Annotated in this window: 37 protein-coding genes; 6 read left to right on the top strand and 31 right to left on the bottom strand. The window is 48.7% G+C overall.

Annotated elements, in window-relative coordinates; all coding sequences use genetic code 11:
* Positions 1 to 183: 183 nt before the first annotated feature.
* On the top strand, positions 184 to 723 hold the full coding sequence (locus tag ACMHLI_RS23025; protein WP_413531407.1) for a gamma carbonic anhydrase family protein: 540 nt from the start codon (positions 184 to 186) through the stop codon (positions 721 to 723).
* Positions 724 to 767: 44 nt separating this feature from the next.
* Here ACMHLI_RS23025 and aroE read toward each other — a convergent pair whose 3' ends face one another.
* Genes aroE through dprA form a run of 5 tightly spaced genes read right to left on the bottom strand, consistent with a single transcriptional unit; the run spans position 768 to position 4,359 of the window.
* The gene (gene aroE, locus ACMHLI_RS23020; RefSeq protein ID WP_413531406.1) at positions 768 to 1,586 is read right to left on the bottom strand and encodes a shikimate dehydrogenase; all 819 of its coding nucleotides are present in this window, start codon (positions 1,584 to 1,586) and stop codon (positions 768 to 770) included.
* Positions 1,587 to 1,598: 12 nt separating this feature from the next.
* Complete coding sequence (gene tsaC, locus ACMHLI_RS23015; protein WP_413531405.1) at positions 1,599 to 2,168, bottom strand: L-threonylcarbamoyladenylate synthase type 1 TsaC; 570 nt, start codon at positions 2,166 to 2,168, stop codon at positions 1,599 to 1,601.
* A gap of 12 nt (positions 2,169 to 2,180) precedes the next feature.
* On the bottom strand, positions 2,181 to 2,720 hold the full coding sequence (locus ACMHLI_RS23010) for a topoisomerase DNA-binding C4 zinc finger domain-containing protein (RefSeq protein WP_413531404.1): 540 nt from the start codon (positions 2,718 to 2,720) through the stop codon (positions 2,181 to 2,183).
* A gap of 24 nt (positions 2,721 to 2,744) precedes the next feature.
* A complete protein-coding gene (locus tag ACMHLI_RS23005) occupies positions 2,745 to 3,218 on the bottom strand; it encodes a DUF494 family protein (RefSeq protein WP_112168266.1) in 474 nt (157 codons plus the stop codon).
* Positions 3,190 to 4,359: a DNA-protecting protein DprA gene (gene dprA / locus ACMHLI_RS23000; protein WP_413531403.1), complete on the bottom strand. Its 1,170-nt coding sequence runs from the start codon at positions 4,357 to 4,359 to the stop codon at positions 3,190 to 3,192. Before dprA ends, ACMHLI_RS23005 begins: the two co-directional genes overlap by 29 nt.
* A gap of 127 nt (positions 4,360 to 4,486) precedes the next feature.
* Here dprA and def point away from each other — a divergent pair, with 127 nt between their 5' ends.
* From def to mscL, 5 genes are all read left to right on the top strand, one after another.
* A complete protein-coding gene (def, locus tag ACMHLI_RS22995) occupies positions 4,487 to 4,999 on the top strand; it encodes a peptide deformylase (protein WP_413531402.1) in 513 nt (170 codons plus the stop codon).
* A 1-nt stretch (position 5,000) separates the two neighbouring features.
* A complete protein-coding gene (gene fmt, locus ACMHLI_RS22990; RefSeq protein WP_413531408.1) occupies positions 5,001 to 5,960 on the top strand; it encodes a methionyl-tRNA formyltransferase in 960 nt (319 codons plus the stop codon).
* 74 nt (positions 5,961 to 6,034) lie between these two features.
* Complete coding sequence (rsmB, locus tag ACMHLI_RS22985; RefSeq protein ID WP_413531401.1) at positions 6,035 to 7,324, top strand: 16S rRNA (cytosine(967)-C(5))-methyltransferase RsmB; 1,290 nt, start codon at positions 6,035 to 6,037, stop codon at positions 7,322 to 7,324.
* A 58-nt stretch (positions 7,325 to 7,382) separates the two neighbouring features.
* Positions 7,383 to 8,759, top strand: a complete 1,377-nt coding sequence (trkA, locus tag ACMHLI_RS22980) for a Trk system potassium transporter TrkA (protein WP_112168261.1) — start codon at positions 7,383 to 7,385, stop codon at positions 8,757 to 8,759.
* A gap of 122 nt (positions 8,760 to 8,881) precedes the next feature.
* The gene (mscL, locus tag ACMHLI_RS22975) at positions 8,882 to 9,298 is read left to right on the top strand and encodes a large-conductance mechanosensitive channel protein MscL (RefSeq protein ID WP_413531400.1); all 417 of its coding nucleotides are present in this window, start codon (positions 8,882 to 8,884) and stop codon (positions 9,296 to 9,298) included.
* Between the two features lie 5 nt (positions 9,299 to 9,303).
* Here mscL and ACMHLI_RS22970 read toward each other — a convergent pair whose 3' ends face one another.
* The 26 genes from ACMHLI_RS22970 to rpsS all read right to left on the bottom strand — a co-directional run bounded on the left by ACMHLI_RS22970 (position 9,304) and on the right by rpsS (position 21,478).
* Positions 9,304 to 9,528, bottom strand: a complete 225-nt coding sequence (locus ACMHLI_RS22970) for an alternative ribosome-rescue factor A (protein ID WP_413531399.1) — start codon at positions 9,526 to 9,528, stop codon at positions 9,304 to 9,306.
* A 77-nt stretch (positions 9,529 to 9,605) separates the two neighbouring features.
* On the bottom strand, positions 9,606 to 10,022 hold the full coding sequence (gene zntR / locus ACMHLI_RS22965) for a Zn(2+)-responsive transcriptional regulator (RefSeq protein ID WP_413531398.1): 417 nt from the start codon (positions 10,020 to 10,022) through the stop codon (positions 9,606 to 9,608).
* Positions 10,023 to 10,024: 2 nt separating this feature from the next.
* Positions 10,025 to 10,393 carry a DUF1992 domain-containing protein gene (locus tag ACMHLI_RS22960; protein ID WP_413531397.1) on the bottom strand — a complete coding sequence of 123 codons (369 nt, stop codon included), beginning with the start codon at positions 10,391 to 10,393 and terminating at the stop codon, positions 10,025 to 10,027.
* Positions 10,394 to 10,556: 163 nt separating this feature from the next.
* Positions 10,557 to 10,946: a 50S ribosomal protein L17 gene (gene rplQ / locus ACMHLI_RS22955; protein ID WP_013573706.1), complete on the bottom strand. Its 390-nt coding sequence runs from the start codon at positions 10,944 to 10,946 to the stop codon at positions 10,557 to 10,559.
* 40 nt (positions 10,947 to 10,986) lie between these two features.
* Positions 10,987 to 11,976 carry a DNA-directed RNA polymerase subunit alpha gene (locus ACMHLI_RS22950; RefSeq protein WP_002919219.1) on the bottom strand — a complete coding sequence of 330 codons (990 nt, stop codon included), beginning with the start codon at positions 11,974 to 11,976 and terminating at the stop codon, positions 10,987 to 10,989.
* A 25-nt stretch (positions 11,977 to 12,001) separates the two neighbouring features.
* Positions 12,002 to 12,622, bottom strand: coding sequence for a 30S ribosomal protein S4 (gene rpsD, locus ACMHLI_RS22945; protein ID WP_056778049.1), 621 nt, complete (start codon positions 12,620 to 12,622; stop codon positions 12,002 to 12,004).
* A gap of 30 nt (positions 12,623 to 12,652) precedes the next feature.
* Positions 12,653 to 13,042, bottom strand: coding sequence for a 30S ribosomal protein S11 (gene rpsK, locus ACMHLI_RS22940; protein ID WP_004929731.1), 390 nt, complete (start codon positions 13,040 to 13,042; stop codon positions 12,653 to 12,655).
* Between the two features lie 17 nt (positions 13,043 to 13,059).
* Entirely contained in the window at positions 13,060 to 13,416 is a 357-nt protein-coding gene (rpsM, locus tag ACMHLI_RS22935; RefSeq protein ID WP_013573704.1) for a 30S ribosomal protein S13, read from the bottom strand.
* A 148-nt stretch (positions 13,417 to 13,564) separates the two neighbouring features.
* A complete protein-coding gene (rpmJ, locus tag ACMHLI_RS22930) occupies positions 13,565 to 13,681 on the bottom strand; it encodes a 50S ribosomal protein L36 (protein WP_012768118.1) in 117 nt (38 codons plus the stop codon).
* A gap of 33 nt (positions 13,682 to 13,714) precedes the next feature.
* Positions 13,715 to 15,046, bottom strand: a complete 1,332-nt coding sequence (gene secY / locus ACMHLI_RS22925; protein ID WP_034793668.1) for a preprotein translocase subunit SecY — start codon at positions 15,044 to 15,046, stop codon at positions 13,715 to 13,717.
* A gap of 7 nt (positions 15,047 to 15,053) precedes the next feature.
* Positions 15,054 to 15,488, bottom strand: a complete 435-nt coding sequence (gene rplO, locus ACMHLI_RS22920; protein WP_056778046.1) for a 50S ribosomal protein L15 — start codon at positions 15,486 to 15,488, stop codon at positions 15,054 to 15,056.
* Between the two features lie 3 nt (positions 15,489 to 15,491).
* Positions 15,492 to 15,671 carry a 50S ribosomal protein L30 gene (gene rpmD / locus ACMHLI_RS22915; RefSeq protein WP_013573701.1) on the bottom strand — a complete coding sequence of 60 codons (180 nt, stop codon included), beginning with the start codon at positions 15,669 to 15,671 and terminating at the stop codon, positions 15,492 to 15,494.
* A gap of 6 nt (positions 15,672 to 15,677) precedes the next feature.
* Positions 15,678 to 16,178: a 30S ribosomal protein S5 gene (rpsE, locus tag ACMHLI_RS22910; protein WP_013573700.1), complete on the bottom strand. Its 501-nt coding sequence runs from the start codon at positions 16,176 to 16,178 to the stop codon at positions 15,678 to 15,680.
* A 14-nt stretch (positions 16,179 to 16,192) separates the two neighbouring features.
* Entirely contained in the window at positions 16,193 to 16,546 is a 354-nt protein-coding gene (rplR, locus tag ACMHLI_RS22905; protein WP_034793671.1) for a 50S ribosomal protein L18, read from the bottom strand.
* Positions 16,547 to 16,555: 9 nt separating this feature from the next.
* Positions 16,556 to 17,089: a 50S ribosomal protein L6 gene (gene rplF / locus ACMHLI_RS22900; RefSeq protein WP_112168256.1), complete on the bottom strand. Its 534-nt coding sequence runs from the start codon at positions 17,087 to 17,089 to the stop codon at positions 16,556 to 16,558.
* A gap of 13 nt (positions 17,090 to 17,102) precedes the next feature.
* The gene (gene rpsH, locus ACMHLI_RS22895; RefSeq protein WP_112168255.1) at positions 17,103 to 17,495 is read right to left on the bottom strand and encodes a 30S ribosomal protein S8; all 393 of its coding nucleotides are present in this window, start codon (positions 17,493 to 17,495) and stop codon (positions 17,103 to 17,105) included.
* Between the two features lie 33 nt (positions 17,496 to 17,528).
* Positions 17,529 to 17,834: a 30S ribosomal protein S14 gene (rpsN, locus tag ACMHLI_RS22890; RefSeq protein ID WP_013573696.1), complete on the bottom strand. Its 306-nt coding sequence runs from the start codon at positions 17,832 to 17,834 to the stop codon at positions 17,529 to 17,531.
* Between the two features lie 13 nt (positions 17,835 to 17,847).
* A complete protein-coding gene (gene rplE / locus ACMHLI_RS22885) occupies positions 17,848 to 18,387 on the bottom strand; it encodes a 50S ribosomal protein L5 (RefSeq protein ID WP_013573695.1) in 540 nt (179 codons plus the stop codon).
* A gap of 14 nt (positions 18,388 to 18,401) precedes the next feature.
* Positions 18,402 to 18,716: a 50S ribosomal protein L24 gene (rplX, locus tag ACMHLI_RS22880; RefSeq protein ID WP_056778037.1), complete on the bottom strand. Its 315-nt coding sequence runs from the start codon at positions 18,714 to 18,716 to the stop codon at positions 18,402 to 18,404.
* Positions 18,717 to 18,727: 11 nt separating this feature from the next.
* The gene (gene rplN / locus ACMHLI_RS22875; RefSeq protein WP_008457164.1) at positions 18,728 to 19,099 is read right to left on the bottom strand and encodes a 50S ribosomal protein L14; all 372 of its coding nucleotides are present in this window, start codon (positions 19,097 to 19,099) and stop codon (positions 18,728 to 18,730) included.
* 169 nt (positions 19,100 to 19,268) lie between these two features.
* Complete coding sequence (rpsQ, locus tag ACMHLI_RS22870; protein WP_014333604.1) at positions 19,269 to 19,523, bottom strand: 30S ribosomal protein S17; 255 nt, start codon at positions 19,521 to 19,523, stop codon at positions 19,269 to 19,271.
* On the bottom strand, positions 19,523 to 19,714 hold the full coding sequence (rpmC, locus tag ACMHLI_RS22865; RefSeq protein ID WP_013573692.1) for a 50S ribosomal protein L29: 192 nt from the start codon (positions 19,712 to 19,714) through the stop codon (positions 19,523 to 19,525). The genes rpsQ and rpmC overlap by 1 nt, the downstream gene beginning before the upstream one ends.
* Complete coding sequence (gene rplP, locus ACMHLI_RS22860; protein ID WP_009639183.1) at positions 19,714 to 20,124, bottom strand: 50S ribosomal protein L16; 411 nt, start codon at positions 20,122 to 20,124, stop codon at positions 19,714 to 19,716. The genes rpmC and rplP overlap by 1 nt, the downstream gene beginning before the upstream one ends.
* A 12-nt stretch (positions 20,125 to 20,136) precedes the next feature.
* Positions 20,137 to 20,835, bottom strand: a complete 699-nt coding sequence (rpsC, locus tag ACMHLI_RS22855) for a 30S ribosomal protein S3 (RefSeq protein WP_104923583.1) — start codon at positions 20,833 to 20,835, stop codon at positions 20,137 to 20,139.
* Positions 20,836 to 20,852: 17 nt separating this feature from the next.
* Positions 20,853 to 21,185 carry a 50S ribosomal protein L22 gene (gene rplV / locus ACMHLI_RS22850; RefSeq protein WP_004391423.1) on the bottom strand — a complete coding sequence of 111 codons (333 nt, stop codon included), beginning with the start codon at positions 21,183 to 21,185 and terminating at the stop codon, positions 20,853 to 20,855.
* Positions 21,186 to 21,199: 14 nt separating this feature from the next.
* Positions 21,200 to 21,478, bottom strand: coding sequence for a 30S ribosomal protein S19 (gene rpsS, locus ACMHLI_RS22845; RefSeq protein WP_004929772.1), 279 nt, complete (start codon positions 21,476 to 21,478; stop codon positions 21,200 to 21,202).
* Positions 21,479 to 21,480: the final 2 nt, after the last annotated feature.

Raw genomic sequence — 21,480 nt, 5'->3', positions numbered from 1 at the left:
TCCGAATTTTTTGCACAAGCATTAATTTCGAATAAAAGGATCGACTGCGTGTTTTTCCACCCCTTCGCAGAGATCTCACCCGATCCGCGGGTTTTAACACCAATCTTGATGCCGACGAATTGGTATTTCATCTCACCCGAACTATATTGCCAGTGTTAAAACTCAACTATGAGGTACTTACATATGTCTCAGGCTTTACGTGCATATCAGGGATTAGTGCCAACTCTGGGAGAAAAGGTCATGGTTGACTCTTCCAGCGTTGTCATTGGGGATGTCGCTCTCGCGGACGACGTCAGTATCTGGCCATTGGTTGTTATTCGTGGTGATGTGAATCATGTCGTTATCGGCTGTCGAACCAATGTTCAGGATGGCAGCGTGCTACACGTCACCCATCAGTCGCGCCACAATCCTGAAGGCCATCCTCTTATTATTGGTGAGGATGTGACAGTCGGACACAAAGCTATGCTGCATGGTTGTACGATCGGAAGTCGTGTTCTGGTGGGAATGGGATCTATACTGCTGGACGGGGCGATCATTGAAGATGACGTTATGATTGGGGCAGGAAGTCTGGTGCCTCCAGGAAAACGTCTGGAAAGTGGCTATCTCTATTTAGGAAGTCCTGTAAAACAGGTTCGGGAGCTGACGTCTGAAGAGCTGGCTGGATTAACTTACTCTTCAAATAACTATGTGACCTGGAAAGATGTGTATCTTTCAGAAGAGTAATAAGAACACGTCAGGGAACCTGAAACCCTCTTCAGGTTCCATTATCAGCCCAGTAAATCTTTCTGCAATTGCGCCAGCACGGGTTCGATGTCAGGCATTACGCCATGCCATAGCTGGAATGCATGGGCGGCCTGACCGACCAGCATCCCTAATCCATCCGCATACTCGGTTACGCCGTTCTTTTGAGCCCAATCTATAAAGGGTGTCGGGCCAGCCTGATAGTACATGTCGTAAATACGGGCCTGCGGCGTTAGAACCTCTGTGGGGATCGCCGGGATCTCGCCTTTAATACCTGAGGCCGTGGCGTTAATAATCAAATCGAAAGATTCGGTTGCCAGATCATTCAGAGCGATGGCCTGGATCTCGCCTCTGCTTTCAAAGATATGGCTTAAGTGCTGCGCCCGCTCAAAGGTACGGTTAGTGACGACGACAGAACAACCGTAAGACAGTAAAGGAAGGATAACCCCCCGGGCTGCACCGCCGGCACCCACCAACAAAACCCGATCGCTACTTCTGATAAGATTCAGACGTTCGAGATCGCTCAACATCCCGATGCCGTCTGTGTTATCACCAAGCAGGCGACCGTCTTCAAGCTTCTTCAAAGTATTCACCGCGCCAGAAAGTGCCGCGCGATCGGTGAGTTCATCGGACTCGGCAAAAGCACGTTCTTTGAAAGGCACGGTAATATTTGCACCCCGAGCTCCGCCGTGAAAAAAGGATCTCAGCGTTTCTTCGAATTCTTCGTGCGGCGCCAGTATCGTCCCATAGGTATGCTCTAACCCTGTCTGGTTGGCGAAGAGTGCGTGAATCCGTGGGGATTTGCTATGACTGATGGGATTCCCAAATACCGCAAAAGTTGGCATGACCTTTGTTCCTTAGCCTTGACGAATAAGGTTGCCGGTGAGGGCATCCCGAATTTCTGATGGATTTTTCCTTCCGCCGACTTGACCTGCCAGGACGGGGAAATCCTTTCCAAATTGTTGGCTCACTTCTTCTGCAACACGACACGGAGGCTGTCCGTTGAGGTTGGCGCTGGTCGATACCAGTGGCTTGCCAAATTTCAGGCAGAGCTCTTTCACTAAAGGATGATCAGTAACGCGCACGGCAAGTGAAGAGAAACGACCAGTCAGCCAGTCTGGCGTAGATGCCTTCGCTGGCATCACCCAGGTTACCGGTCCCGGCCAGGATGAATGTATCATCTGACGTTGTTGCTCGGTCAGGGACGAGTCATCTATATAAGAAAGGAGTTGCTCATAATTCTCCGCAATAAGAATCAGCCCTTTATCTTTAGGACGTTTTTTCAGCGCCAGTAGTGCTTCTACTGCACTTTCACTGTCCGGATCGCATCCAAGCCCAAATACCGCCTCTGTTGGATATGCAATCACTTGCTGCTTCTGCAATGCGGCAAGCACTGTGCTAAATGAGTCGTTAACTTCTTTATTCATTTTTGGATTATCTTACGTTTCTACGGCTTTACCGCATAATTTGCTGGCACAAAATAACTTAATACCTTGCGCGGTTTTCTTTTCCATTAACAACGGGTAATGGCATTGTGCACATTCGCCTGCAACGGGTTTATTGTTAATCGCAAACTGGCAATCAGGATAGCGATCACACGCATGGAAGACTTTACCAAAACGCGACTTCCGTTGTAACAGATGGCCTTTGCCACACTGCGGACAACTCAGACTCGTTTCTTCGGGTTTGTCGATCACTTCACTATGATCACATTCCGGATACTGGCTACATCCTATAAACATCCCATAACGTCCCTGACGCAAAACAAGTGTCGACTCACATTTGGGGCAGAGCTGGCCGTCCAACACTTTAACGATATGTCCGTCAGCCTGAGCTTTTAGCGGGCGGATGTACTGACATGCTGGGTAAGAAGAACAACTGAGAAAAGGGCCGTGGCGACCGCTACGGATCACCAAACCGGCCCCGCATTCCGGACAGGATTCATTCTGCTTCTCAGCAAAAAATGCTGCTTTTGTCATACGCTATGTTTTACCCGTTATCCCTTAATGCAGATAACCTTCATTAACTTCAAATAACAGCTCTTCCATTTGCTGATATGCACTTTCATATCCGGGAATATTAAAGAGAACCATCAGCACCACCCACTTAAGATCTTCGAGATCAAATTCTTCAGTGTCCAGAGCCATAACACGATCGATAACCATCTCCCTGGTATCGAAATTCAAAACTTTAATCTGTTCCAGGAACAATAAAAAACCACGACATGTGCAATCTAACCGATTCGTTTCCTCATCGGTGTAGACTCGTAATGCTGAAGGATCGGAATCCAGCATGTAAGATGGGGTACCACCCTCTTGCATATCCGCAAGTTTTTCAAGCCAATTCAGCGCATTGTGAATATCAGCCCGGTGGAAACCAGCCTCCGTCAAGTCATCCGTTAACCTATCCTCGTCAACATTCATCTCCGCTTCGTTGTGAATGTAAGTTTCAAATAAGTACATTAGTACGTCGAACATGGCCTGCCCTCTTAATTCGGACATAGCCGCCGGGTACAGCTGCGATCCATCCTGCTAACTCCAGCTCGAGTAGTTTACCCACCACTTCTGGCACAGGTTGGCCGGCACGTTCGGCGACGACGTCAACAGATGTCACCTCATATTCTACGTTAGCCAACACATCAGCAAATGGCAATTTAACTTCGTCATCTTGCGCACAAAAAATCGCCTCAGAAGGATAAATTTTCTCATTCGCTGGAGTTTTGCAGGCTGGTGATGTCGCGATGGCCGGAAACCATGTCAGCCCGCTGCCTATATGTTCGGCGATATCGTTGGGTTCTGTGACCAGATACGCCCCCTGCCGGATAAGCCAGTGCGTTCCCTCAGACGTCTGACTTCCCAGCGGCCCGGGTAAAGCAAAAACTTCTCTTCCCTGCTCCAGCGCATAACGAGCAGTGATCAGCGATCCGCTTCGCAATGTTGCTTCAACCACAAGAACGCCGACACTCAGGCCACTGATAATCCGATTACGACGTGGGAAGTTGGCGGCAACGGGAGGCATCGTTACTAAATGCTCAGAAACTAACATGCCTCCCCGCTCAAGAATACGATCTGCCAGCGCCGAGTGAAGCGATGGGTAGCGATTCATTAATCCACTTCCCAGTACGGCAATGGTTTTTCCCTCTGCGTCGAGCGTCGCTTTATGACTGATTCCATCAATACCCATGGCGAGGCCACTGGTGACAGTGAAACCGCTACTGACCAATCCGCCCGCAAAAACCTGCGCATATTGCTCGCCGTAGTGGGTGTAATGGCGGCTCCCGACCATAGCTAACTGAGGTGAAGACAATAAATCAGGCGGCCCCTCGACAAACAGAACCAACGGTGGTGACGATATCTGTGAGAGCAGAGGAGGATAGAGAGGACTGTTATACGTCACGAGATGACAGTTATCACGTTCCAGCCATTTCAAAGACGTTGAGATCCATTGCGGATTGAGCTTTAGAAAATCCGTAATCTGCTCCGGCAAGAGTCCACAGTAAAATAGCTCAGACTCTGAATAATTCCCATGGCTGTAGAGAGCCCGAATGATTCCCTCTGCGCTATGTGCATCGAGACGTTTTACCATCGACAAACGAATCCATACTTCCTGTAATGTCATAACTCCGCTCCGCGCAATGCCTACCGGCGACTGATTCTATTGGCACAGGATGCTGTCAATCGGAGCTGAAAATGTCTAGAATAGAGTCTATATATCTTCAATCATTTGAATAAAGATCCAGAAAAATATGTCCGTATTACAGATATTACATTTCCCAGACGAGCGGCTTCGCATTACTGCAAAACCGGTCAAAGAAGTTGACGCCAAAATCCAGCAAATCGTGGATGATATGTTTGAAACGATGTATGCAGAGGAAGGCATTGGCTTGGCGGCGACTCAGGTCAATATCCATCAGCGGATAATCGTGATCGACGTTTCCGAAAACCGCGACGAACGTCTGGTTCTCATCAATCCTGAATTGCTGGAAAAAAGCGGCGAAACCGGGATTGAAGAAGGTTGCCTGTCGATCCCTGATCAACGTGCGCTTGTTCCGCGTGCTGAGAAAGTGAAAATTCGTGCACTGGATCGCGATGGCAAAAGCTTTGAGCTTGAAGCAGATGATCTGCTGGCCATTTGTATTCAGCATGAAATGGATCATCTTGTAGGCGTATTGTTTGTGGATTACTTGTCTCCACTGAAACGTCAGCGCATCCGTCAGAAAATGGAAAAGATGGCCAAGCTGAACGCCCGGGCTGACTAATATTCGTCGATTACAGGACACTGCTTTGCGGATTATATTTGCAGGTACCCCCGATTTTGCAGCGCGTCATCTTGACGCGCTTTTAACATCTGAACATCAGGTTGTTGGTGTTTTCACACAACCCGATCGCCCTGCCGGACGCGGAAATAAACTGACGGCAAGCCCGGTAAAAGTGCTTGCAGAAGCCAACAACATACCGGTCTTTCAGCCTAAGTCTCTGCGCCCGGAAGAAAATCAGCTGCTGGTTTCTGAATTAGAAGCAGACATCATGGTGGTTGTCGCATACGGGATAATTCTACCCAAAGCCGTGCTTGAAATGCCTAAACTGGGCTGTATCAATGTCCATGGCTCACTCCTGCCGCGCTGGCGTGGAGCTGCTCCTATTCAGCGTTCACTCTGGGCAGGCGATGCTAAAACCGGCATCACTATTATGCAAATGGACGTTGGCCTGGACACTGGTGATATGCTGCACAAAGTTGAGTGCGATATCCTGCCTGAAGATACCAGTGCGTCACTTTATAACAAGCTGGCAGAGCTCGGCCCGTCAGGCATGCTGGAAACTCTGAAGCAACTGGCAAACGGCACTGCCCGACCAGAAGTTCAGGATGAAGAGCTCGTCACCTATGCTGAGAAACTTAGCAAAGAGGAAGCGCGATTGGACTGGTCGTTGTCCGCTGAGCAGCTTGAACGTTGCATTCGCGCATTTAATCCATGGCCCGTCAGTTTCTTCATGATTGACGATCAGCCGGTAAAAGTCTGGCAAGCAGAATGTTTACCTGATGAAAGTAGTGCGCTGCCGGGAACAATTGTTGCCGCAGATAAAAAGGGGATTCAGATTGCGACCGCTAAAGGTGTTCTGAATATCACCCAACTACAACCTTCAGGTAAAAAGGCAATGTCCGCTCAGGATTTGCTGAACTCTCGTCGTGAATGGTTTACCGCAGGCACCCGTATAGCCTGACCATTGTGACTATGCCCGGCTTAATGTCGGGCTTATCTCCATAATAATGCTGACACTGGTCAGCTTCTTTGACTATGAAAACAGCCTATAATCTCCGAAGTATTGCAGCTCAAGCTATTAGCCAGGTATTAGACAAAGGTTTGTCACTTTCTACTGTTCTACCCGGTTTGCAGAAAAACATCTCCGATAAAGACCGCGGCTTACTACAGGAACTCTGTTTCGGCACGCTCCGGGTATTGCCTCAACTCGAATGGTGTTTGCAGCAACTGATGGCGAAACCACTCACCGGCAAACAGCGAACCCTGCATTATTTGCTCATGGTTGGCTTATATCAGCTAATACATACACGCATTCCCGCCCATGCCATCTTGGCGGAGACAGTTGAGGGTGCCGTTGCTCTTAAACGGCCGCAACTCAAGGGCCTGATCAACGGGGTTCTGCGTCAGTTCCAGCGACAGCAGGAAGAACTACTTCCGCGAATGTCCAATAACGACAGCCGCCATCTTCACCCGAGCTGGTTACTAAAACGTCTCAAAAAAGCCTATCCCACAGAATGGGAGAATATCGTTGATGCCAATAACCAAAGGCCTCCGATGTGGTTGCGCGTCAACCGCATTCATCATTCACGTGAAGAGTATTTAAATTTACTGAACGAAGCGCAGATTGAAGCAGTCCCTCATGCGGAATATCGGGACGCGCTGCGTCTCGTAACGCCCTGTCAGGTGAATCTGCTGCCGGGTTTCGCACAAGGCTGGGTAACGGTTCAGGATGCATCGGCACAAGGCAGCGTTGATCTGCTGGATCCTCAAGATGGCGAGATGATCCTCGACTTATGTTGCGCGCCGGGCGGAAAAACCACGCATATTTTGGAAGCGGCTCCGAAAGCACATGTTCTGGCGGTAGATGTTGATGAACAACGCCTGAAACGCGTTCATGAGAATCTACAGCGTCTGAAGCTGAATGCGGAAGTCAAACAGGGTGATGGCCGCGAGCCGCAGAGTTGGGCGGGTGACCGCATCTTCGATCGCATCTTGCTCGATGCGCCGTGCTCTGCAACCGGTGTTATTCGTCGACATCCTGATATTAAATGGCTACGCCGTGATAGTGATATTGCTGAACTGGCTAAGCTGCAGAAAGAAATCCTGGAGGCCGTCTGGCCACACCTGAAAAGCCAGGGTGTGATGGTGTATGCCACCTGCTCCATTCTGCCTGACGAAAACAGCGAACAAATTGCTGCATTTTTAGAGGTGCATCCTGATGCGACGCTGGTCGAAACAGGTACAGCGGAAAAGCCGGGCCGACAAAATCTTCCACACGCTGAAGATGGTGACGGTTTCTATTACGCTAAACTGATAAAAAATTAAACGCCTCCACTAGCGTTTACTTCTCAGGCTGATATTTTAAGGCAAAGCAGAGAGTCATATGAAAATAATCATTCTCGGCGCCGGGCAGGTTGGCGGAACACTCGCCGAAAACCTGGTAGGTGAAAACAACGATATAACCGTTGTAGATACCAATACAGTTCGTTTGCGTCAGCTTCAGGATAAATTTGATCTACGTGTCGTTCAGGGCCACGGTTCCCATCCTCGCGTTTTGCGTGAAGCCGGCGCGGAAGATGCCGATATGCTGGTTGCAGTCACCAATTCAGATGAAACCAATATGGTGGCCTGTCAGATAGCTTATTCGCTGTTTAACACCCCTAACCGTATTGCCCGTATTCGCTCGACAGAATATATCCGCGAATCAGAGAAGCTTTTCCATCCTGAAGCCGTCCCTATCGACCATCTGATTTCACCTGAGCAACTAGTCACAGACTACATCTACAAGCTGATTGAATACCCAGGTGCGCTTCAGGTGGTTAACTTTGCAGAGGGCAAAGTCAGTATTGCGGCAGTGAAAGCCTACTACGGTGGCCCGCTAGTTGGGAATGCGCTCTCATCAATGCGCGAACACATGCCTCACATTGAAACTCGTGTGGCAGCAATCTTCCGCCAGGAACGTCCTATCCGCCCTCAGGGTTCAACGATTATTGAAGCCGGTGATGAAGTATTCTTCGTCGCAGCATCTCAACATATTCGCGCCGTAATGAGTGAGCTTCAGCGACTTGAGAAACCCTACAAACGTATCATGATCGTAGGAGGTGGTAACGTCGGCGCGGGTCTGGCACAAAGGCTGGAGAAAAATTACAGCGTTAAATTGATTGAACGCGATCAGCAACGTGCGGCCGAATTGGCGGAACTCTTACAGGACACGATTGTGTTTTACGGTGATGCTTCTGACCAAGAACTGTTGGCTGAGGAGCACATCGAACAGGTCGATGTCTTCATTGCCATCACCAACGACGATGAGGCCAATATAATGTCCGCGATGTTGGCAAAACGCATGGGTGCTAAGAAAGCGATGGTGTTAATCCAACGTAGTGCCTACGTCGACCTTGTTCAGGGGAGCGTAATCGATATTGCGATTTCTCCGCAGCAGGCCACCATCTCAGCATTGCTCGGCCATGTTCGAAAAGCTGACATTGTCAGTGTGTCATCATTGCGTCGTGGCGTGGCCGAAGCTATCGAGGCTATCGCTCACGGCGACGAAACGACATCCAAAGTTGTTGGACGTACGGTCGAACAAATTAAGTTGCCGCCAGGTACAACTATAGGCGCAATTGTTCGTGGTAACGAAGTCATTATTGCTAACGGAAACAGCAGGATCCAACAGGGCGACCACGTCGTCATGTTCATAACCGATAAGAAGTTTGTAAGAGATGTGGAACGGCTGTTCCAGCCGAGCCCGTTCTTCTTATAAGACATCAATGGGTATGATTTTTTGCATGAATGAGAGATTAGAGGTCAAGTTTTGTAGCGAAGACGCTGCAAATGGTCTTTACTTTGTTTGACACAATTGTTGAATTTGCCAAGGAGAGTTTTATGAGTTTTATGAAAGAGTTTCGTGAGTTTGCCATGCGAGGCAACGTGGTTGACCTGGCCGTTGGTGTGATCATCGGTGCTGCTTTTGGGAAAATCGTTTCATCGCTGGTTGCTGATATTATTATGCCCCCGCTGGGTTTACTCATTGGTGGGGTAGATTTTAAACAATTTGCATTGGTACTTAGAGAAGCTCAGGGAACCGTACCTGCTGTAGTAATGCATTACGGTGTTTTCATTCAGAATATTTTTGACTTCATCATCGTGGCATTAGCGATCTTCTGCGCGATTACATTTATGAATAAAATGCGCCGCAAGAAAGAAGATGTGCCGGTAGCACCACCAAAACCTACTGCTGAAGAAACACTGTTAGCTGAAATCCGCGACTTATTGAAAGAACAACAGACACCGAAATTCTAACAAACTCAGTGTACAGGATGACCTTGCTTTAAGAAGGGCAGTGTTGAATATTCGAACGAACACTCAACACTGCCCTCCAGATAACTCCCTTTCCCATTCTTTTCTTTACGGCGGTAACTGCCTTTCCCTTTCAGGTTCTTTTCAACGCGTTGCTTAAATAGTGGGTCATGTAAAAGTGCTTGCAGTGCATTATCCTGAATTGTGCCTCTTTGGTGCTTATAGTTACTCATAGATTCCTCTGTGTAAAAACGACTGCATAAAATGCCAGCGAATCATACTGCCTTGATCACTTCTTCGAAAGCGGTTTTTATGCCACCTTCCCAGCCCCATCCTCTAATGCTTCTAAAATTGAGCAACTGACGCTGGAATGAGCTGAGCCGCAGCAGGCTTTGCTCAACCTCTGTAACGATTCACGCATCTGCATCAGTTCCTTAAGTTTAAGCTCCACCTCGGCAAGTCGTTCTTCAACAATGGACTTCGACCCCTGACAGGTGTGGTGCGCTGGATCGATACGGATTGAAAGCAGCTCCTTTATTGCTTCAAGTGTAAATCCTGTCGATTTTGCATAACGAATGAAACGCAGTCTCTGAAGGTCACTGTCATCGTATTGGCGATACCCAGAGCCATTACGCACTGTTGAACTCATCATGCCCTGTTTTTCATAGTAGCGAATGGTATCGCTAGAAACATTAGCGAGCCTGGCTAATTCACCAATTTTAAGCATAGTTATACACCTTTAAACTTTTTATTTAGTTCATCTCTGTAGGGACCTTCAAGAAAATCCGTACTAATGCCTGCCTGCTGCAGCCGCAGCTTAAGGACGTTGAGCCTCTTATCAATAGCACAAAACTCAGGATTATCAGGCATCAGGCTTCTCAGCATATGATTTAACTCGATAGCCTCCTTTCGGTCTTGCAATTCAGGAGGTAAATACCCGGAATTTTTGAGAATACGATATGCAGTTCGTAGCTCTTCAGGTACAGCACTGTCGTCATCTAAAACCAATGGCTTGCCCTGGCCAGCAAGGTTATCAAACTCACCGTTCTCACTGGCGTCTTTAATGTGTTTTTCAACCCATTGATCAATAAGAAACATGGCTCTGGCCCCTGCAATAGCAACTAGGTTGATTCCGTTAGCATAGCGCGAATGCCAGATTAATTGTGAGTAGCATGAATTTAGGGATGCGGTGACTTAGGGGAGACGGAATTTTGGATGTAAAAAAAACCGGGCAAGCCCGGTTTTTTCATGCATCTACAGATTATTCAGCAGTTGCTACTTCTGCTTTTGACTCTGCACGATCAACGAGCTCGATGTATGCCATCGGCGCATTGTCGCCTGCACGGAAACCACACTTAAGAATACGAGTGTAACCACCGGCACGGCTCGCGAAACGCGGGCCCAGTTCATTAAACAGTTTTGCCACGATCTCGTTATCACGAGTACGGGCGAATGCCAGACGACGATTTGCAACGTTGTCGGTCTTGGCAAGAGTAATCAGCGGCTCAACAACGCGACGCAGCTCTTTCGCTTTCGGCAGGGTCGTCTTGATGATCTCATGACGAACCAAAGAGCCGGCCATGTTACGGAACATAGCCTGTCGGTGGCTGCTGTTACGGTTCAGTTGACGACCACTCTTACGATGGCGCATGACCTTATCCTTCTCAGTAAAACCTTAACCTGTGATCCGGTTACTCGTCAGCAATACTTGCTGGTGGCCAGTTTTCCAGGCGCATGCCTAGTGACAAACCACGGGACGCAAGTACGTCTTTGATCTCAGTAAGAGATTTTTTACCCAGGTTAGGTGTTTTAAGTAACTCAACCTCGGTACGCTGTACCAGATCACCGATGTAGTGGATTGCTTCTGCCTTAAGGCAGTTAGCAGAGCGGACAGTCAATTCCAGATCGTCAACAGGGCGCAGCAGGATTGGATCGAATTCCGGCTTCTCTTCTTTGACTTCCGGTTGACGTACATCACGTAAATCAACGAAAGCTTCAAGTTGTTCAGCAAGAATGGTTGCCGCACGACGGATCGCCTCTTCAGGATCGATCGTGCCGTTGGTTTCCATTTCGATAACCAGCTTGTCCAAATCGGTACGCTGTTCTACACGCGCTGCTTCAACATTGTAGGCAATTCGCTCTACAGGGCTGTAGCATGCATCTACTAACAGACGACCAATTGGGCGCTCATCTTCTTCCGAATGAATTCGGGCAGACGCCGGTACATAACCTCGACCACGTTGAACTTTGATACGCATGCTAATAGCAGCGTTTTCATCGGTCAGGTGGCAAATGACATGTTGCGGCTTGACGATTTCGACATCACCATCATGGGTAATGTCGGCTGCAGTCACAGGGCCAATGCCAGACTTATTCAGGGTAAGAATAACTTCATCTTTCCCTTGAACTCTCACCGCCAGCCCTTTCAGGTTGAGCAGGATTTCCAGGATATCTTCCTGTACGCCTTCTTTGGTGCTGTACTCATGCAGTACACCATCAATCTCAACCTCGGTCACCGCGCAACCCGGCATGGATGAAAGCAGAATACGGCGCAGTGCGTTGCCTAAAGTATGGCCAAAGCCACGTTCTAAAGGCTCAAGGGTCACCTTGGCGTGCGTCGAACTGACTTGCTCGATATCTACCAGGCGCGGTTTTAGAAACTCTGTCACAGAACCCTGCATTGTGTCCTCTCTTTGGTACTAAGCTTTACTTAGAGTAAAGCTCGACGATCAGGTGTTCGTTAATGTCGGAAGACAGATCAGTACGTTCAGGCATACGCTTGAACACACCTTCCATCTTAGCAGCATCAACTTCAAGCCAAGTCGGCTTTTCACGCTGTTCAGCCAACTCCAAAGCGGCCTTCACGCGAGATTGCTTTTTAGCTTTCTCTCGGATGCTGACAACGTCATTCGGAGATACCTGATAAGAAGCGATGTTAACAACGCGACCGTTTACCATGATAGCTTTGTGGCTAACTAACTGGCGCGATTCCGCACGAGTAGCGCCGAAGCCCATACGATAAACAACGTTGTCCAAACGACCTTCCAGGAGTTGCAACAGGTTTTCACCGGTGTTGCCTTTCAGGCGTGCTGCTTCTTTATAATAGTTACGGAACTGACGCTCAAGAACACCGAAGATACGGCGAACTTTTTGCTTTTCACGTAACTGTACACCGTAATCAGACAGACGCGGTTTACGCGCACCATGCTGACCAGGAGCTTGTTCAATTTTACACTTGGTATCGATCGCGCGAACGCCAGATTTAAGGAATAAATCTGTGCCCTCACGACGGCTAAGCTTGAGCTTAGGACCCAAATATCTTGCCATTTTCTCTCTCCAACAAACCTAAAAGCAGCGTTAAACGCGACGCTTTTTCGGCGGACGACAACCGTTATGAGGGATAGGAGTCACATCAGTAATATTAGTGATGCGGAAACCAGCCGCGTTTAACGCGCGGATAGTAGACTCACGACCAGGACCAGGTCCTTTAACCATAACTTCCAGATTCTTGATACCGTATTCTTTCACTGCATCTGCGCAGCGCTCTGCTGCAACCTGAGCTGCGAACGGAGTGGATTTACGAGAACCACGGAAACCGGAACCACCAGCTGTTGCCCAACCCAAAGCATTACCCTGACGATCGGTAATGGTAACAATGGTGTTGTTGAAAGAAGCATGGATATGAGCCACGCCGTCAGAGACTTGTTTTCTTACACGTTTACGTGTACGAACAGGTGCCTTTGCCATTTATTCAATCACCCCGATTATTTCTTGATCGGTTTACGCGGACCCTTACGGGTACGTGCGTTAGTCTTGGTACGCTGACCGCGTACTGGAAGACCACGACGATGACGCAAACCACGATAAGTTCCAAGGTCCATAAGACGCTTGATGCTCAGGGTGACTTCACGACGCAGATCACCTTCAACAATGAACTTGGCAACTTCGTCACGCAGTTTTTCGATTTGCTCTTCAGACAGCTCACTGATCTTAACATTTTCAGCAATACCGGATGCTGCACAGATAGACTGTGAGCGGGTTTTGCCGATGCCGTAGATCGAAGTTAATGCGATCACGGTATGTTTCTGATCAGGAATGTTAATGCCTGCTATACGGGCCACTATGCACTCCTACTATTTATATACGGCAACACCATTCTGAAAAGCCCGTTTTCAGGATACTCAAATAGTATTGCTGCTTACATACAAAAGATTGGCTGGCTAATCTAGCCAGCTCAACCCAACTTTGCAAGAAAAATATGCGAGATAATCAGCCTTGACGCTGTTTATGCTTCGGTTCTGCGCTGCAGATTACGCGAACGATACCGTTACGCTTAACAATTTTGCAGTTACGACATAATTTCTTGACGGAAGCACGAACTTTCATTTTTACTCTCCGTAACTTCTCAAACGCACCAGATTAGCGGTTATAGCCTTTCAGGTTTGCTTTCTTCAATGCAGACTCATACTGACTTGACATCATCAGAGTTTGCACTTGAGCCATAAAGTCCATAATGACGACGACTACGATGAGTAGAGAAGTACCACCAAAGTAGAATGGAACTTTCATCGCGTCACGCATGAACTCCGGGATAAGGCAGATGAAAGTAATATACATCGCACCGATTAAGGTTAAACGAGTCATTACTTTATCGATGTACTTCGCCGTTTGCTCTCCCGGACGAATTCCTGGTACAAATGCACCGGACTTCTTCAGGTTATCTGCTGTCTCACGCGGGTTGAACACCAACGCAGTATAAAAGAAACAGAAGAAGATGATTGCAGTCGCATAGAGTAACACATAAAGCGGTTGTCCAGGCTGCAAATACAGCGAAATCGTAGTCAGCCAGTTCCAACCAGTCCCGCCCCCAAACCATGATGCAATCGTGGCAGGGAACAGAATGATGCTGGAAGCGAAGATAGCAGGAATAACACCAGCCATATTCACTTTCAACGGTAAGTGCGTGCTCTGTGCTGCATAGACACGACGGCCTTGTTGGCGTTTAGCGTAATTAACGACGATACGACGTTGACCACGTTCAACAAACACCACAAAGAAAGTCACTGCAAACACTAAAACTGCAACCAACAGCAACAGGAGGAAGTGCAGGTCGCCTTGCCGAGCTTGTTCGATAGTATGGGCAACTGCTGGCGGGAGACCCGCTACGATACCTGCAAAGATGATGATCGAAATACCGTTACCGATACCTCGTTCAGTAATCTGCTCACCTAGCCACATCAGGAACATTGTCCCGGTAACCAAGCTCACAACTGCAGTAAAGTAGAATGCAAAGCCTGGATTTAACACCAGGCCCTGCATACCAGGCATGTTCGGAAGACCGGTAGCAATACCAATCGACTGGAACACTGCCAACACCAGCGTACCGTAACGGGTGTACTGGCTTATCTTACGACGGCCAGCCTCCCCTTCTTTCTTTATTTCTGCTAACGCTGGATGAACCACCGTTAACAGCTGGATAATGATCGATGCCGAAATGTACGGCATGATCCCCAGAGCAAAGATTGAAGCACGGCTAAGGGCGCCACCAGAGAACATGTTAAACATTTCAATGATGGTGCCTCTTTGCTGTTCGAGCAATTTGGCAAGTACAGTGGCATCAATACCAGGGATCGGAATAAAAGAGCCGATACGGAAAACAATCAGCGCACCGATAACAAACAAAAGTCTGCGCTTCAGTTCGCCTAGTCCACCCTTGGCACTTTGGAAATCTAACCCCGGTTGCTTAGCCATCTGCTACTTATTCCTCAATTTTACCGCCAGCAGCTTCGATAGCAACACGAGCGCCTTTGGTGACACGCAAACCACGCAGAGTTACCGCACGACCGACTTCGCCTGAAAGGATGACTTTCGCGAATTCGATCTGGATACCAACTACGTTAGCGGCTTTCAGCGCGTTCAGGTCGATCACGTCGCCTTCCACCAGAGCCAGTTCAGACAGACGTACTTCTGCCGTGATCATAGCTTTGCGGGAGGTGAAGCCGAATTTCGGCAAACGACGATATAAAGGCATCTGACCACCTTCAAAACCACGACGTACGCCACCGCCAGAACGTGAGTTCTGACCTTTGTGACCACGACCAGCGGTTTTACCCAGGCCAGAACCAATACCACGACCTACACGCTTAGGCGCTTGTTTGGCACCATCAGCCGGAGACAGAGTATTTAAACGCATCTCTTACTCCTCAACCTTAACCATGTAGGAAACCAGGTTGATCATACCGCGTACAGCAGGAGTATCCTCGCGCTCAACGGTGTGACCAATACGACGCAGACCCAGGCCCAGCAGAGTAGCTTTATGCTTCGGCAGACGGCCAATGGAACTGCGAGTTTGTGTAACTTTAATAGTCTTTGCCATGGTTAATTACCCCAGAATTTCTTCAACGGATTTACCACGCTTGGCAGCGACCATTTGTGGGGATTTCATATTTGCCAGAGCATCAATAGTTGCACGAACCACGTTGATCGGGTTTGTAGAACCATAAGCTTTAGCCAATACGTTATGAACCCCTGCAACTTCCAGGACGGCGCGCATTGCACCACCGGCGATAATACCGGTACCTTCGGAAGCCGGCTGCATGAACACACGGGAACCCGTATGAGCACCTTTAACAGGATGCTGCAGGGTGCCGCTGTTCAGCGCGACATTCATCATGTTGCGACGGGCTTTTTCCATCGCTTTCTGGATCGCTGCCGGAACTTCGCGTGCTTTGCCGTAGCCAAAACCAACGCGACCGTTACCATCACCAACTACTGTCAGTGCGGTAAAGCTGAAGATACGGCCACCTTTTACGGTTTTAGATACGCGGTTTACCGCGATCAGCTTTTCCTGCAGTTCGCCAGCTTGTTTTTCGATGTGAGCCATCTTAAACCTCTTCCTTAGAACTGAAGGCCAGCTTCACGGGCAGCATCTGCCAGTGCCTGGACTCGACCATGATATTGGAAACCGGAACGGTCAAAGGATACTTTCGTGATCCCTTTTTCCAATGCGCGTTCTGCGATAGCTTTACCTACAGCAGTGGCAGCATCTTTGTTGCCGGTATACTTCAGTTGCTCAGTAATAGTTTTTTCTACAGTAGATGCAGCAACTAATACTTCAGAACCGTTTGGTGCGATAACCTGTGCGTAAATATGACGCGGGGTACGATGTACCACCAGGCGAGTCGCACCCAATTCCTTGAGCTTGCGGCGTGCGCGGGTCGCACGACGGATACGAGCAGATTTCTTATCCATAGTGTTACCTTACTTCTTCTTAGCCTCTTTGGTACGCACGACTTCGTCGGCGTAACGGACACCCTTGCCTTTATAAGGCTCAGGACGACGGTAGGCACGTAAATCTGCAGCAACCTGACCAATGACTTGTTTATCAGCGCCTTTCAGCACGATTTCAGTCTGGGTCGGACATTCTGCAGTAACGCCTTCCGGCAATTGGTGATCGACCGGGTGAGAGAAGCCTAAGGCTAAATTCACCACGTTGCCTTTAACAGCAGCACGATAACCAACACCTACCAATTGAAGCTTTTTAGTGAAGCCGTCGGTAACACCTATAACCATTGAGTTCAACAGTGCACGAGTGGTACCCGCTTGGGCCCATCCGTCTACAAAACCTTCGTTTGGACCGAAAGTCAGTGTATTTTCTTCCTGTTTAACAACAACGGCGTCATGGATAGTACGTGACAGCTCGCCGTTTTTACCCTTAATCGAAATAACCTGACCGTTGAGTTTTACCTCTACGCCGGCAGGAATGACGACGGGTGCTTTTGCAACACGAGACATGCTTTCCTCCCGATTAAGCTACGTAGCAGATAATCTCGCCACCAAGACCAGCCTGGCGAGCTGAACGATCAGTCATAACACCTTTAGAGGTAGAAATAACAGCGATACCCATACCGGCCATAACTTTTGGCAGCTCATCTTTTTTCTTGTAGATGCGCAGACCAGGACGGCTGATACGTTGAATGCTTTCTACCACTGCCTTACCCTGGAAGTACTTAAGTACTAATTCCAGTTCAGGTTTGGCGTCGCCTTCGATTTTAAATTCTTCAATATAGCCTTCTTCCTTCAGCACGTTGGCAATAGCCACTTTCAGCTTGGAGGAAGGCATGGTGACCGCAACTTTGTTCGCGGCTTGACCGTTACGGATACGGGTCAGCATATCCGCGATCGGATCTTGCATGCTCATCTGTCTTTACTCCCGTGATTCAATTGGTGACAATTACCAGCTAGCCTTTTTAAGACCCGGAATTTCACCGCGCATAGCGGCTTCACGGACCTTAATACGGCTCAACCCGAACTTCCGCAGGAAAGCATGCGGACGACCAGTTTGACGGCAGCGGTTACGCTGACGAGACGGGCTGGAATCACGCGGCAGAGACTGCAGCTTAAGAACCGCATCCCAACGATCTTCGTCGGATGAGTTCACACCAGAGATAATAGCTTTCAATTCCTCGCGTTTAGCGCGGTATTTATCAGCCAGTTTTACGCGAACGACTTCGCGTGCTTTCATGGATTGCTTAGCCATTAGTAACCCTGCCTTACTTGCGGAACGGGAAGTTAAAGGCTGTCAGCAATGCACGGCCTTCATCATCGGATTTCGCAGTAGTGGTGATAGTAATATCTAAACCACGAACGCGATCGACTTTATCATAATCGATTTCCGGGAAGATGATCTGTTCACGCACGCCCATGCTGTAGTTACCACGACCATCGAAAGACTTAGCAGACAAGCCGCGGAAGTCACGAATACGTGGTACAGCAATGGAGACCAGACGCTCAAAGAACTCCCACATGCGTTCGCCGCGGAGGGTTACTTTACAGCCGATCGGATAGCCCTGACGGATTTTGAAGCCTGCAACTGATTTGCGTGCTTTGGTGATCAACGGTTTTTGACCGGAGATTGCTGCCAGGTCAGCTGCTGCGTTATCCAGCAGTTTCTTGTCAGCGATCGCTTCACCAACACCCATGTTCAGGGTGATCTTCTCGACCCGAGGGACTTGCATGACAGAATTGTAACCAAACTCAGCCATGAGTTTTTTTACGACATCGTCTTTGTAGTAATCATGCAGTTTCGCCATCGTACTACTCCAAATTACTTGATAGTTACGCTGTTAGATTTGAAGAAACGTACTTTTTTGCCGTCTTCGAATCTAAAGCCTACACGGTCCGCCTTGCCAGTAGCCGTGTTGAAGAGTGCAACGTTAGAAACCGGAATTGCAGCTTCTTTTTCAACGATGCCACCTGGTTGGTTCAGGGCCGGTACAGGCTTCTGATGTTTCTTAACCAGGTTGATACCTTCAACAATGACCTTACCAGAAGTCAGGACATTTTTTACTTTACCGCGCTTACCTTTATCTTTACCGGTAAGCAGGATAACTTCGTCATCACGACGGATTTTCGCTGCCATGGTTTCGCTCCTTAGAGTACTTCTGGTGCCAGAGAGATAATTTTCATGAACTTCTCATTACGCAGTTCACGAGTTACCGGCCCAAAAATACGCGTGCCGATTGGCTGTTCGCTGTTATTGTTTAAAATAACGCAAGCATTACCATCGAAGCGAATGACAGAACCGTCCGGGCGACGAACACCCTTCTTGGTGCGCACCACTACCGCCTTCAGCACATCGCCTTTCTTCACCTTACCGCGAGGAATTGCTTCCTTGATGGTAATTTTGATGATGTCGCCGACGCCTGCGTAGCGACGGTGCGAGCCACCTAGAACCTTGATACACATTACGCGACGTGCACCGGAGTTGTCGGCCACGGTCAGCATAGTCTGTTCTTGGATCATGTTAGTGCTCCGCTAATGTCAACTACAACTTAGGACCCAGGATAGGTCATTAAGAAATCCCCACAATATGAGGGCGCGGCATTATAACACCGGTTCCCGATTATGGGTAGAAAAAATAAACGGCTCACGTGCATGAGCCGTTTATCTATTTTTGAGAAGCGCTACTGTATTACAGAATCGCTTTCTCTACAACGCGAACCAAGGTCCAAGACTTAGTCTTAGACAGTGGACGGCATTCGCTGATTTCAACAACGTCGCCGATACCACATTCATTGTTCTCGTCATGTACGTGCAATTTGGTCGTACGCTTGATGAATTTCCCGTAAATCGGGTGCTTCACCACACGCTCAATCGCAACAACGATGGATTTCTCCATTTTGTCACTGATTACACGACCCTGCAGAGTACGGATCTTATCAGTCATTACGCACCCGCCTTTTCAGTCAGTAAAGTTTTCACACGTGCAACATCACGACGCACTTGTTTCAACAGGTGTGTTTGCTGCAACTGGCCGCTTGCCGTTTGCATGCGCAGGTTAAACTGCTCACGCAAAAGGTTCAGCAACTCAGTGTTCAGCTCTTCCACGCTTTTTTCGCGCAGCTCTTGTGCTTTCATTACATCACCGTCTTAGTTACAAAGGTGGTTTTGATAGGCAGTTTGGCTGCTGCCAGCTGGAAGGCTTCACGAGCCAGCTCTTCAGGCACACCGTCCATTTCATACAGGACTTTACCAGGCTGAATCAAAGCAACCCAATACTCTACGTTGCCTTTACCTTTACCCATACGAACTTCGAGCGGTTTCTCGGTGATCGGTTTGTCCGGGAATACTCGGATCCAGATCTTACCTTGACGCTTAACTGCACGGGTCATCGCACGACGTGCTGCTTCAATTTGACGAGCAGTCAGACGACCACGGCCAACAGCTTTCAGACCGTAAGTGCCGAAGCTCACATCCGTACCTTGCGCAAGACCACGGTTGCGGCCCTTGTGCACCTTACGGAATTTTGTACGCTTTGGTTGTAACATCAGCGACTCTCCTTACTTGCGGCCTTTACGCTGCTGCTTTTTAGGTTGAGCAGCCGGTTCCGGTTGTTCAACTGCAGCCATACCACCCAGGATCTCACCTTTGAAGATCCATACCTTAACGCCGATTACACCGTAAGTGGTGTGCGCTTCAGATGTGTTGTAATCGATATCCGCACGCAGTGTATGCAACGGAACACGACCTTCACGGTACCATTCGGTACGCGCAATTTCAGCACCGCCAAGGCGGCCGCTTACTTCAACTTTGATACCTTTAGCGCCAAGACGCATTGCGTTCTGTACAGCACGCTTCATAGCACGACGGAACATAACGCGACGTTCCAGCTGTGAAGTGATGCTGTCAGCAACCAATTTAGCGTCCAGTTCCGGTTTACGGATCTCGGCGATGTTAATCTGCGCAGGAACGCCAGCGATATCCGCTACGACCTTACGCAGTTTTTCGACATCTTCACCTTTCTTGCCGATTACGATGCCAGGACGAGCGGTGTGAATAGTCACACGGATGCTCTTCGCTGGACGCTCGATAACGATGCGAGAAACGGAAGCTTTCGCTAATTCCTTAGTCAGGAACTGGCGAACTTTAAAGTCGCTGTCCAGGTTGTCAGCGAAATCTTTGGTATTTGCATACCAAGTAGAATTCCAAGGTTTGACAATACCTAGGCGAATACCATTAGGATGTACTTTCTGACCCATTGCTAGTCTCCAGAGTCTCAGCGATCGGACACAACCACAGTAATGTGGCTGGTGCGCTTCAGGATGCGATCTGCACGACCTTTAGCACGCGGCATAATGCGCTTCATGCTTGGGCCTTCGTCTACGAAAATCTTCGTGACTTTCAGATCATCGATGTCAGCGCCATCGTTGTGTTCTGCGTTAGCAATGGCAGACTCCAGCACCTTCTTAACCAGACCAGCAGCTTTCTTGTTGGTGTAGGCCAAAGTTTCCAGAGCTTGCGACACTTTCTTACCGCGGATCAGGTCTGCAACAAGGCGAACCTTCTGAGCAGAAGAACGAGCGTGGCGATGTTTAGCTATAGTTTCCATCTCTTCCTCCTACCTTAGCGCTTTTTAGCTTTTTTATCAGCCGCATGGCCGCGATAAGTACGAGTCGGCGCGAATTCACCCAGTTTGTGACCGACCATTTCATCGGAAACGAACACTGGTACGTGCTGACGACCATTATGGACAGCGATGGTCAAACCGATCATGTTAGGAAAGATCGTTGAACGACGGGACCAAGTGCGCAAAGGCTTCTTGTCACCGCTTTCCACCGCTTTCTCTACCTTCTTCAGCAAGTGCAGGTCAATAAAAGGACCTTTCTTGAGAGAACGTGGCATGG

The organism is Rahnella inusitata, assembly GCF_965118895.1.
GTDB classification, from domain to species: Bacteria; Pseudomonadota; Gammaproteobacteria; order Enterobacterales; family Enterobacteriaceae; genus Rahnella; species Rahnella inusitata_A.
This window is presented reverse-complemented; position numbering and strand designations above follow the sequence as displayed.

What these genes read in the sequence shown, in the direction of transcription:
- ACMHLI_RS23025 (WP_413531407.1), top strand. Translation starts at nt 184, where the DNA reads ATGTCTCAGGCTTTACGTGCATATCAGGGATTAGTGCCAACTCTGGGA.
- aroE (WP_413531406.1), bottom strand. Translation starts at nt 1,586, where the DNA reads ATGCCAACTTTTGCGGTATTTGGGAATCCCATCAGTCATAGCAAATCC.
- tsaC (WP_413531405.1), bottom strand. Translation starts at nt 2,168, where the DNA reads ATGAATAAAGAAGTTAACGACTCATTTAGCACAGTGCTTGCCGCATTG.
- ACMHLI_RS23010 (WP_413531404.1), bottom strand. Translation starts at nt 2,720, where the DNA reads ATGACAAAAGCAGCATTTTTTGCTGAGAAGCAGAATGAATCCTGTCCG.
- ACMHLI_RS23005 (WP_112168266.1), bottom strand. Translation starts at nt 3,218, where the DNA reads ATGTTCGACGTACTAATGTACTTATTTGAAACTTACATTCACAACGAA.
- dprA (WP_413531403.1), bottom strand. Translation starts at nt 4,359, where the DNA reads ATGACATTACAGGAAGTATGGATTCGTTTGTCGATGGTAAAACGTCTC.
- def (WP_413531402.1), top strand. Translation starts at nt 4,487, where the DNA reads ATGTCCGTATTACAGATATTACATTTCCCAGACGAGCGGCTTCGCATT.
- rsmB (WP_413531401.1), top strand. Translation starts at nt 6,035, where the DNA reads ATGAAAACAGCCTATAATCTCCGAAGTATTGCAGCTCAAGCTATTAGC.
- trkA (WP_112168261.1), top strand. Translation starts at nt 7,383, where the DNA reads ATGAAAATAATCATTCTCGGCGCCGGGCAGGTTGGCGGAACACTCGCC.
- mscL (WP_413531400.1), top strand. Translation starts at nt 8,882, where the DNA reads ATGAGTTTTATGAAAGAGTTTCGTGAGTTTGCCATGCGAGGCAACGTG.
- ACMHLI_RS22970 (WP_413531399.1), bottom strand. Translation starts at nt 9,528, where the DNA reads ATGAGTAACTATAAGCACCAAAGAGGCACAATTCAGGATAATGCACTG.
- zntR (WP_413531398.1), bottom strand. Translation starts at nt 10,022, where the DNA reads ATGCTTAAAATTGGTGAATTAGCCAGGCTCGCTAATGTTTCTAGCGAT.
- ACMHLI_RS22960 (WP_413531397.1), bottom strand. Translation starts at nt 10,393, where the DNA reads ATGTTTCTTATTGATCAATGGGTTGAAAAACACATTAAAGACGCCAGT.
- rplQ (WP_013573706.1), bottom strand. Translation starts at nt 10,946, where the DNA reads ATGCGCCATCGTAAGAGTGGTCGTCAACTGAACCGTAACAGCAGCCAC.
- ACMHLI_RS22950 (WP_002919219.1), bottom strand. Translation starts at nt 11,976, where the DNA reads ATGCAGGGTTCTGTGACAGAGTTTCTAAAACCGCGCCTGGTAGATATC.
- rpsD (WP_056778049.1), bottom strand. Translation starts at nt 12,622, where the DNA reads ATGGCAAGATATTTGGGTCCTAAGCTCAAGCTTAGCCGTCGTGAGGGC.
- rpsK (WP_004929731.1), bottom strand. Translation starts at nt 13,042, where the DNA reads ATGGCAAAGGCACCTGTTCGTACACGTAAACGTGTAAGAAAACAAGTC.
- rpmJ (WP_012768118.1), bottom strand. Translation starts at nt 13,681, where the DNA reads ATGAAAGTTCGTGCTTCCGTCAAGAAATTATGTCGTAACTGCAAAATT.
- secY (WP_034793668.1), bottom strand. Translation starts at nt 15,046, where the DNA reads ATGGCTAAGCAACCGGGGTTAGATTTCCAAAGTGCCAAGGGTGGACTA.
- rplO (WP_056778046.1), bottom strand. Translation starts at nt 15,488, where the DNA reads ATGCGTTTAAATACTCTGTCTCCGGCTGATGGTGCCAAACAAGCGCCT.
- rpmD (WP_013573701.1), bottom strand. Translation starts at nt 15,671, where the DNA reads ATGGCAAAGACTATTAAAGTTACACAAACTCGCAGTTCCATTGGCCGT.
- rpsE (WP_013573700.1), bottom strand. Translation starts at nt 16,178, where the DNA reads ATGGCTCACATCGAAAAACAAGCTGGCGAACTGCAGGAAAAGCTGATC.
- rplR (WP_034793671.1), bottom strand. Translation starts at nt 16,546, where the DNA reads ATGGATAAGAAATCTGCTCGTATCCGTCGTGCGACCCGCGCACGCCGC.
- rplF (WP_112168256.1), bottom strand. Translation starts at nt 17,089, where the DNA reads ATGTCTCGTGTTGCAAAAGCACCCGTCGTCATTCCTGCCGGCGTAGAG.
- rpsH (WP_112168255.1), bottom strand. Translation starts at nt 17,495, where the DNA reads ATGAGCATGCAAGATCCGATCGCGGATATGCTGACCCGTATCCGTAAC.
- rpsN (WP_013573696.1), bottom strand. Translation starts at nt 17,834, where the DNA reads ATGGCTAAGCAATCCATGAAAGCACGCGAAGTCGTTCGCGTAAAACTG.
- rplE (WP_013573695.1), bottom strand. Translation starts at nt 18,387, where the DNA reads ATGGCGAAACTGCATGATTACTACAAAGACGATGTCGTAAAAAAACTC.
- rplX (WP_056778037.1), bottom strand. Translation starts at nt 18,716, where the DNA reads ATGGCAGCGAAAATCCGTCGTGATGACGAAGTTATCCTGCTTACCGGT.
- rplN (WP_008457164.1), bottom strand. Translation starts at nt 19,099, where the DNA reads ATGATCCAAGAACAGACTATGCTGACCGTGGCCGACAACTCCGGTGCA.
- rpsQ (WP_014333604.1), bottom strand. Translation starts at nt 19,523, where the DNA reads ATGACTGATAAGATCCGTACTCTGCAGGGTCGTGTAATCAGTGACAAA.
- rpmC (WP_013573692.1), bottom strand. Translation starts at nt 19,714, where the DNA reads ATGAAAGCACAAGAGCTGCGCGAAAAAAGCGTGGAAGAGCTGAACACT.
- rplP (WP_009639183.1), bottom strand. Translation starts at nt 20,124, where the DNA reads ATGTTACAACCAAAGCGTACAAAATTCCGTAAGGTGCACAAGGGCCGC.
- rpsC (WP_104923583.1), bottom strand. Translation starts at nt 20,835, where the DNA reads ATGGGTCAGAAAGTACATCCTAATGGTATTCGCCTAGGTATTGTCAAA.
- rplV (WP_004391423.1), bottom strand. Translation starts at nt 21,185, where the DNA reads ATGGAAACTATAGCTAAACATCGCCACGCTCGTTCTTCTGCTCAGAAG.
- rpsS (WP_004929772.1), bottom strand. Translation starts at nt 21,478, where the DNA reads ATGCCACGTTCTCTCAAGAAAGGTCCTTTTATTGACCTGCACTTGCTG.